The organism is Desulfovibrio sp., from assembly GCF_047607245.1.
GTDB lineage: Bacteria > Desulfobacterota > Desulfovibrionia > Desulfovibrionales > Desulfovibrionaceae > Desulfovibrio.
In genome coordinates, this window is record NZ_JASGDK010000014.1 from 1 (window position 1) to 7,474 (window position 7,474).

A 7,474-nucleotide genomic window follows, 5' to 3' on the forward strand; every position below is an offset into this window, starting at 1 on the left:
CCGTAAGCCCTTTTTTTGTGGAAAATTCCGCACCAACTTGCACCAAGTCATTTTTTTCCATCGCCTGCGTCCAGTGTGGGCATTGATTCTGCTGCGTGAGCCTGTCCCAAGGGTGTAACGTGAGCGTACGTTGACCCAGTGGTGGCAACGCTTGAATGTCCAAGCTGCGCAGCTACGGCAGCTAAATCAGCGCCGTTTGCCAACATCGTCGTCGCTGCAACATGACGCACCGCATAGGGTTTCATTTTCACGCCTGCGCGGCGGCAGGCCAGAAGCCAAGCGGTTCTGTATGCTAACACCCTCATTCCGTGTCTGTGACAGACGAGAGGGACGCCGTTACGCATGTCTTGGGCAAAGCGACCCATCGCCTCCTCGTAGTAGGCTTGGTTCCGGATTAATACCGTTTTAAGCTTTCCTGACTTCCCCTGCCTAATTACGACTTGCCTCCGCTGCCAATCAAATGCTGACCACTGTAAACTAAAAAGCTCGACATGCCCAAAGCGCAAGGCCAAAAAAAAGGCCGTCTTAACAGCCCACTGCATGTATTCTGGCAACTGGCGATATACCATCAACAGCGAGGGCAGATCGGCCGTTACAATGGGTTTCACCACCTTTAGCTTTTTAAACTGCCAAGGGTGGCGCTGTATAAGCTCCTGCTCCACTCCCCAGGCCAATACAGATTGTATGTATGCCTGATAGTGGTTAATTGTGTTATTTGTCACGTCTCTAGCGCGCATGCCCTCGCGGAGCATTTCAAGATCACGTCGGTTCAGGGCTTCGGCATATTTGTCCCGCATAAATGCGCAAGGGCCATCATCGGAAAAAAGCCACGCAAGGCTATTTTTAGTTGTCCTGTGCAGGTCTGGCCTGCTTCTGACAAACACCATGAGCAGTTCGCCCATCGTTATATCTTCGTTATCATGAGGCTGGCTTTGTTCAAGGTCAAAGGCTATGGCTTCTTGCTCTATTTTGAATGATCGCTGTTTCCAGTGACCATCTGCCCGATACTTTACTATAAACCTTCCATCTGCGCGTTGTGAAACGCTCATGTTCTCTTTCTCCTGACACCCATAGCTGCAAGAAATTCAGCCTCTGAAGGGGCTTTACGCTTTGATTTCCTCTGCTCTGACGGCCTTGTAATGCCGACAGCGGCCTCAATCTGGCGCATTATCGCAGTCCGTTGCTCTTCCACCTTCGCCAGTTCGGAGAAAAGTGAAATGACTTCGGGCGTCGTGCGCTGTGCGTTGTCGGCTTGTTGCATCATTCCCTCCCTACTCCCTCGGCGGCGCGATGTGCCCCGCCCATTGGACACCGTCGTTTCGCCTGATTTTTCCAATGGAGGATTCGTCAACAGTAATGATGTCCGGCTCTCCCCAATGGTCCCCAAACCAAAAGCGATGATAGTATTTACCCGCCACCTTCGGCGGCTCCGTTGTCCACGTCAGGGCGCGGGGCAGGGAGTTCCATGCGGTGATGGCGGCTTCTTCTGTGCCCGGCGTTGCGCTGGTGCTGAAAAACGATGCTGGCAACTGGCGGCGGCATGGCTTGGCCTGAAAGTGGGCGACGAAGATATCATCACGCCGTACAATGAAGATTACGACGACAACACCATCAACAAACTGGACAAGACCTTTGTGCTGGAACTGGCACGCCTGAACATGATTTCCAAGGCTACGGCGCTGGTGCAGTTGAAAAAACTCGGCACGCTGCCCGAAGACTTCGAGCCGGACGACGAACAGGACAAGGTGGCGCAAGAACTCATGACCAACGGCGGGGCAAGCGGGGCCAATAGCTTGCTCAACAGCCTTGGGCTTGGCGGCGGGAGCATCTAGGGGCAGATTCCGCGCACCCTATTTGCCTGTTATTGCAGTGTGATGTTGTTAAAAAGCCACCTAAATCCGCGCACCCCATTGGAGCAGTATGAAGCCTGACGGCCTCGCAGCAAAATATTTCCTAGCCCGTGTCCTGTACTGGCGTGACGCTCTGGACACGCTAGACGGCCAGGCTGTAGCGCAGCTTCTCAAGGTTCTGGAAAGCACCAAGGCTGATGTCCTGGCTCGGCTGGCTGCTGATGCCGAAGGACTTGCCAGCATCACAGATTGGAACCGTGACAGGCTGATACAGGTCAATGCGTGGCTGACGGAGGTCACAACCGCAGCGCAGGCGACGACCCTTGCCGCCATCACTCAGGCCAGCGTTACGGCTGCTGCTGCCTCGCTGGTGACGTACAACGCCATGATGTCGTTTGAGGGCCGGGCCGCTGCCGTGCAGACGGTGGGTATGACCGCCGAGCAGTTGACGACATGGTTCCAGCGCACGCCCCTGCAAAACGGCACAGTGTTGTCTGAGTGGGTGAGCAAGGCGTTTGAGAACGGCGTCAACGACTCAGTGATAAGCGCCATCCAACGTGGTGGGCTTGAGGGCAAGGGCACGGCGGCAATGATCAAGGATGTGCTGCAAACGGCGCTGGACGATGGCTTTGCTATCACACAGCGCGAGGCCACTACATTGACGCGCACCTACACGCAAACGGCCAACGTGCAGGCAATGGAGGCCGTGATTCAGGCTAACAGCGATATCATCAAGGGATACAAACGCGTTGAGACGTTGGACAACAAAACATGTCGAATTTGCGCCCTTGCTGACGGTGCGGAGTACGGACTTAAAGATCCGCGCCCTGCCCTGCCTGCCCATCCCGGTTGCCGTGGGGTCTACACCCCTGTCACAAAAAGCTGGCGCGATTTCGGCATTGACCTCGACGACCTTGAAGAAGTGACGCGCCCGTGGGGCATGCGCGAACCGGGGGCCATTGGCACGGGTGGCCGCAAGATTCTTGAGTATGGGCACACCACGGAGAATTTCAGCGGGTGGTGGGAATCGCTCAGCGCCACGCAGAAGGCAAAGACCAGCATCGGCCCGGTACGCGGTAAGCTGCTCGAATCCGGCGCGGTGTCGTGGAGCGACCTGTGGGATAAAAAGACAGGGCTGCCGTACACCTTGAAGCAGTTGGGGTTTGAGCCAAGCAAACAGCTTAGCAACACAAGCTCCAAAGGGCGAACTTCATAATAAGCAAACTTGCGCTGTGGCATGCTACTAATGCCCGCCAGTTCTTTTTGTATCGCCTTGTTGGGGCCTTATTCTTTTAAAGAATCTTCTATAACCCTCCGAAGATCATCCACCGACAGCCGATACCCACGGAGAAATTTATTTTTTGCCATTTCAGAAAATTCACTGCTTTCAGTATAGGAACTTGAAAAAAAACATTCTGTGCTGCGCAAAGAAACGATCCCCTTATTGTGCCTGTACCAAGGGTCACATTCATCCCATGCTGAGGTTATAACATTATTAACCGCTGCAGTCATAAATATCATTATTGTATATAGCAGCCTACAGTGATCTTCATATTTTATCAGCAAATCCTCAGATTCATCATTTTTTTTGCTTAAACCGTAGAGAGATGCAGGCTTGTAAAATTTTTCAACAGTAAACGTCTTTTTCCCAACACGTTCAGCGTGTCTAAAAAAAGTTTCTAAAAATGCTTTGCTATAAAATATGCACGTAAATAAAGCAGAATTCATAACATCACAATTATAAACTTTGTTCCTTATTACGCTATTGAATAATTTTTCGAACTCCTCTACCCCATCAATAAACTCTTGATATATAAAATTCTGCCCAGGGATGTTAAAGTCGTAGGTTATGTCTTCCCAATTATCTATTTTATAAGCCTTTTCCCACCTAATCAGCAGATCGATGTAGGGGCTCTTGGATGGGGGTATTATGTCGGCGCAGACCCTTGCTTCGTGCGCCTTTTTCATGTCAATAAGCCTTTCTTTTGTATAATATTTTACAGCCTTATCTACAATATCATGGCAACATGAACATAGAACAATTAGATTGTCATATGAGTCAATATCTTTGCGGCCTGCTTCATATCGAGGGCCAAAAGGTTTTCTAGAGTTTATATGACATTCGTTTCCTGCGAGGAGGTCATTTCCACCTACCGAGGCTGTTATCTTTTTTGAGCAGGCTGCGCACCGCCCCCCAGAACGAGCCCATAATAGTTTTCTTGTTTTTACACTAATAGCCATACACCCCACCCAAGTAAAAGATTTTTATTAAAAAACTTTAATTAGCAGCCCACTTTAATTAGTTAGCGCTCCATACTTGTCATAAAAAACATGTACCCTATACAGCTCAACTGTGTGCGGCCACGCGGAATCCTGTCAAGTTGGCTTAGGTGCCTCTAGGCTAACCTACTTCAACATCCTCCACTACCTCAAAATCTTGTCAATCCCCATCTGAGCTGTTCCTAGCTGCTCTGAGCTGTTCCCGGCTGCGCCTAGTCAAATCCCCATGCTACGCTTTCCCAAAATCGTGCGGGAGTCTGCCCGCGCAGAATGTTCGCCAGTTTTGGCAAAAGGAGAGCGGCAGTATGCCTTTCAAAAAAAACGAAGACGGTTCCTTTGCGACATCTGACAGCGGCTTGCCTATTTATGTTGGCCCCGACGGCAGCGAAAAGCCTTACGACCCCGACCAGAAGGCGACGCAGATTGCCGAGCTGACGGAAAAGGCTGCAAAGCGCAAGAACGACCTTGAAAAAGCGCAGTCCAGCCTTGCCCTGTTGGGTGACGTTGAGGACATTGGCGCGTTTGTCACTCAGGCCAAGGCCAACGCCGAAACCGTGGCTTCTCTGGCCGACAAGGAGCGTGACACCGAGGCGGCTGTTCAAAAGCGCATCAGCGAGGCCGTCAAGTCCGCTGTCACGCCTGTGGCCACCGAGCGCGACACTCTCAAAGGGGAACTGTCGAAAACCACCGAGGGCTTGCACCGTGCCGTGATTGGCAATGCTTTTCTGAACTCGCAGTACGCAGCGGAAAAGCTCAAAAACCCGGCCCTTGCTGAACGCCTCTTCGCTGCCAGCTTTGCCGTGAAGGATGGCAAACCCATTGGCCGAGACGCCGAGGGTAACGAACTTTACGGCGCTGACGGCGTAGCCAGTTTTGACGAGGCGCTACACAAGCTCGTAGCCGCCTCTCCGTTCAAGGATGATCTTTTGAAGCCCCCCGCTGGTGGCGCTGACACGTCCCCAAGTGGCAACAACAACTTCCACGGGTCTGGAAAACTCTCGCCTGAGTCGGCCTCTAAGCTTTCTCCGGCTGATTACGCCAAGGCCCGCCAAGAAGGCAAAATTTAAGGGAAGCAAGCATGCCTAACACCTTTTTGACCCCGGACATTATCGCCCGCGAAGCCCTCATGATCCTTCAGTCCAACACCGTCATGGCGGGGCTGGTTTATCGTGATTACGAGGGTGAATTTACCCCCGCCAAGGTGGGCGACACCATCACGATTCGCAAGCCCGCGTCGTTCGAAGCCAAGGAGTTTGAAGGGGAAATAGAACTTCAGGATGCCAACGAAAAGGGCGTGACTCTTACGCTCGAAAAGCATCTGGACGTTTCTGTCCCCGTCAGTTCCAAGGAATGGACTCTGGAGCTTGACGACTTCTCTACCCGCATCGTGGCCCCGGCTATGGTTGCCATCAACGAAAAAGTCGACAACTACCTGTGCGGCCTTTACCCGCAGTTCAACCAAGTGTCCGGCACCGCCGGAACCATGCCTTCCACATTGGCGGCTCTGGCCGACCTCGACAAGGCCATGAACGAGGCCCGTGTTCCTATCTCTGGCCGTCGTGTTGTGGTGAAGCCGCCGATGCGGCTGACGACGACACCTCCACGCCGTAGTTCCGAGCTTGCCCACGGGCGGGGGTTACGACCCCTGCCCGAAATCGAGAGCGGAATAACAACACGAGGTCAATATGGTTGTATGTCTCGAATGTGGCAGCCCAATGTACTGTGGTGGCAATTGTTACCTTTGCCCGTGCTGCTGGTACTACGAAGAAGTGCGGCGGTAAGTAATGACCCTGATTATCGAAGACGGCTCCTGCCCCACTGGCAGCAACACCTACGCCAGCCTTGCCGACGCGGACGCTTACCTTGTGCCGCGCGGCTTGTGGCCTGTGACGCCTGACGTGCCGGGTGAAAGCGAGGGCGACCCCGCAATCCCCGATCCAGTGACGGTTACAGCCAAGGAAGCTGCACTGCTCCGCGCTTGTGACTACCTCAACACGCTGCAATGGCGTGGGCAGCCTGTGGATTGGCAACGCACGATGGCATGGCCGCGAGTTGGTGTGCCGCAGCCAGGTGGAAGCAAGGGCGCTGTGTTGCCTGACAATGTTGTGCCGAAGGCCGTAGCACAGGCTCAAATTGAGCTTGCCGCGCTGGTCTACAACGGCACAAACCCGCTGGCCCCGGTGGAACGTGGCGGCAAGGTGATAGCTGAATCGCACAGCACCACCGAGGGCAGCATTGACGTGATCGGCGGCGACAGCAAGAGCGACAGCTACACATATTCCGAAGGTGCGCCTATCGAAACGTATTTCCCGGCTGTGTCCGGCATTGTGGCCGTGTTTCTGTCGGTAGTGCCGGGCAAAAGCGGTGCGCGGATCGTTGAAGTGGGGAGGGGGTAGGACGTGAAGCTACCTACTATTAAACAGGTTTTATGCCTGCTGATTCTTGTCCTCCAGCCAATCGTTTTTTTAGTGCTTTGGCCCATCGCCTTGATCTCCGGGCGAAAAGAGGCACGCGCAAACCCCTTCAAACTTTGGTGGCAAGATAGGTTGACGTTTCATGAATTTGGAATTTGGTGGCGCGATGCCAGAAATAGACGGAGGGAGGCTCGTAGCAAATGAAGAGGTTCAAGACGATTCTGCTTGCCCTTTGGCAACCGCTGCACTTCCTGCTCAGTTTCTGCGCAGCACAATACGTTTGCCATCTGTTCTTGCAGTGGTGGAGAGCCTAACCATGTCCACCTATGCCGCCACAGCCGCCAAGGCGAAAGCAAAGCTGATTGCCAAGGGTATGCCCATGCAGTTTGTCCGCATCGTGCAGGCGGAAGGCGGCGGCTTTGACCCTGAAACGGGTCTGCCCTACGCGCCCACGGAGGCGGTCACGGACTTTCACGGCGTGAAGGCGCAGCCCACCAAGGATGAAGTGCAGTCCGGCGCATTCCAGAGCGTGAGCATGGTTGTGCTGGCCCCGGCTGACGCTGCGGGTGGTGAAGAACCGACCACAGCGCACAAGCTTAGGTTCGGCGGGCATGAGTGGGACATTACAGAGATCCGCACCGTGGCCCCTGCTGAGACTGTGATGCTCTACAAGTTCGGCGTGAAAGACGCGGGGGCGGTGGCGTGATGGCTGGCAGTGTGAACCCCAAAGCCGGGCACAGCGCCGAATGGTGGAAGCAGCGCATTGCTTACCTTGACCGCAAGGTGTGCCGAGACGGGAAAGAGTTGCAGGAAACACTTAACGGGCTGGTTGAAGCTCACGCCGGATATGTTCGCGCAGCCATTGCCGCCGCCGTAGTACGCGAGTTCGGCACGCTGGTGCAACAAACACCAGTGGACACAGGTCGCGCC

10 protein-coding genes are annotated in these 7,474 nt (G+C 54.0%); 7 read left to right on the forward strand and 3 right to left on the reverse strand.

The features are described from left to right. Positions 1-47 precede the first annotated feature (47 nt). Both QM579_RS01380 and QM579_RS01385 read right to left on the reverse strand, forming a co-directional pair. Complete coding sequence (locus QM579_RS01380) at positions 48-1,049, reverse strand: tyrosine-type recombinase/integrase (protein ID WP_414997439.1); 1,002 nt, start codon at positions 1,047-1,049, stop codon at positions 48-50. After that, on the reverse strand, positions 1,046-1,261 hold the full coding sequence (locus QM579_RS01385) for a hypothetical protein (RefSeq protein ID WP_414997440.1): 216 nt from the start codon (positions 1,259-1,261) through the stop codon (positions 1,046-1,048). Before QM579_RS01385 ends, QM579_RS01380 begins: the two co-directional genes overlap by 4 nt. 31 nt (positions 1,262-1,292) lie before the next feature. Between QM579_RS01385 and QM579_RS01390 the strand changes: the two genes are divergently transcribed. Together QM579_RS01390 and QM579_RS01395 are read left to right on the forward strand one after the other, a co-directional pair. Continuing rightward, entirely contained in the window at positions 1,293-1,832 is a 540-nt protein-coding gene (locus tag QM579_RS01390) for a hypothetical protein (protein ID WP_414997441.1), read from the forward strand. Between the two features lie 88 nt (positions 1,833-1,920). Then, on the forward strand, positions 1,921-3,066 hold the full coding sequence (locus QM579_RS01395; RefSeq protein WP_414997442.1) for a minor capsid protein: 1,146 nt from the start codon (positions 1,921-1,923) through the stop codon (positions 3,064-3,066). 68 nt (positions 3,067-3,134) lie between these two features. On the opposite strand, the gene QM579_RS01400 is transcribed toward QM579_RS01395, so the two are convergent. Further along, positions 3,135-4,091 carry an HNH endonuclease gene (locus QM579_RS01400; RefSeq protein WP_414997443.1) on the reverse strand — a complete coding sequence of 319 codons (957 nt, stop codon included), beginning with the start codon at positions 4,089-4,091 and terminating at the stop codon, positions 3,135-3,137. A gap of 344 nt (positions 4,092-4,435) precedes the next feature. Between QM579_RS01400 and QM579_RS01405 the strand changes: the two genes are divergently transcribed. The 5 genes from QM579_RS01405 to QM579_RS01425 form a co-directional block, all read left to right on the forward strand. Continuing rightward, entirely contained in the window at positions 4,436-5,197 is a 762-nt protein-coding gene (locus QM579_RS01405) for a DUF6651 domain-containing protein (RefSeq protein ID WP_414997444.1), read from the forward strand. Between the two features lie 11 nt (positions 5,198-5,208). Then, a complete protein-coding gene (locus tag QM579_RS01410) occupies positions 5,209-6,027 on the forward strand; it encodes a P22 phage major capsid protein family protein (RefSeq protein ID WP_414997445.1) in 819 nt (272 codons plus the stop codon). Continuing rightward, complete coding sequence (locus QM579_RS01415; RefSeq protein WP_414997446.1) at positions 5,915-6,526, forward strand: DnaT-like ssDNA-binding protein; 612 nt, start codon at positions 5,915-5,917, stop codon at positions 6,524-6,526. Before QM579_RS01410 ends, QM579_RS01415 begins: the two co-directional genes overlap by 113 nt. 298 nt (positions 6,527-6,824) lie before the next feature. Continuing rightward, positions 6,825-7,250, forward strand: a complete 426-nt coding sequence (locus QM579_RS01420; RefSeq protein WP_414997447.1) for a hypothetical protein — start codon at positions 6,825-6,827, stop codon at positions 7,248-7,250. After that, positions 7,247-7,474 (forward strand): hypothetical protein (locus QM579_RS01425; protein ID WP_414997448.1); only part of this gene is annotated, 228 nt, incomplete at its 3' end. The genes QM579_RS01420 and QM579_RS01425, both read left to right, overlap by 4 nt.